Source organism: Vibrio qingdaonensis (genome assembly GCF_026191675.1).
GTDB classification, from domain to species: domain Bacteria; phylum Pseudomonadota; class Gammaproteobacteria; order Enterobacterales; family Vibrionaceae; genus Vibrio; species Vibrio qingdaonensis.
The window spans coordinates 1-922 of sequence record NZ_JAKRRY010000129.1; the positions used below are offsets into that span (position 1 = coordinate 1).

Genomic DNA, 922 nt, shown 5'->3' on the forward strand with positions numbered 1-922 from the left:
GGCAACAATCACGCCCTTAGCCCATGTTGGTACTTCCAAAGCTTCTTGAAACGCCTCCTCTGCTTGTTGGTGTTCACGCCATGCTGTTTCCTTCTCCTGTTGTTTGGCTTCTTCTTTCGCCGCCTCCTCCGCTTTGGCTTGCGCTTCGACCTGTTTAATCTGCATTCGACCCAAATCAACGATCGTATAGTCCAATGCGTACGTCCTAATGAATCTGATGAGCTGCTGGTGGTGCTTGTCATTCAACCATCGCTTATCGGCTTCTCCTTTGTGTATATGGTAATAGTTGAGCGTGCTTAAACAGTGCTCTGCAAATCCTTGGTCATTACCCCCACAGCCTAAATCTAAGCGGCATTCGTGTTGGTGCTCATTATCAAAGGTGACCGTCACTTTGGTTTTATCGTACCCGCCTAATGGATTGGTCTTTGCCACTTCTAACGCTTTAGCTTCAAAATCTGCAAAATCATACTCTGTGTCAGAATCAAAGGCTCTGGATTCTGACCAATGAACGAATACTTTAAGCGGTTTGATTTTACTTTCCTCTGGCGTGAGTAATGAATCGGATAGATTGCTGGATGAACTCTTTTGGCTATCTTGTTTTGTAATTGACATGAGGGTGTCCTGTTGATGAATCAATAAAAAGGCCACCTTAAAAGCAAGATGACCTGTAGAGTGTTAACGGATAAGGGCTAGTGACTACGCAGCTCGATTAGGTTGTAGACGCCCTTTCTAAAGTTCGCGATGAATGTTGATTCCCATAGGGCATAAAGCTTGACGATGTTGGGAGAGGACATGCTTTTTATGCCGGAGTATCGAGTAAAAACTGTGCTATGAATGAAATCGAATTCAATATCTCGCTCCAATGTTGGGTAAGGGTATCCATTGAAGCTAAAGTCCGTGATGCAAAGGATGGAATAGAAGT

General features: G+C 44.3%; 2 protein-coding genes. Both read right to left on the minus strand.

Features of this window, described 5'->3' with window-relative positions:
* Positions 1 to 612: LPD25 domain-containing protein (locus MD535_RS25630; RefSeq protein ID WP_313897291.1), on the minus strand; the 612-nt coding region annotated here is incomplete at its 3' end.
* A 77-nt stretch (positions 613 to 689) separates the two neighbouring features.
* Positions 690 to 922, minus strand: a 233-nt coding sequence (locus tag MD535_RS25635; RefSeq protein ID WP_265678111.1) for a DUF2787 family protein, incomplete at its 5' end; no start/stop codon positions are given.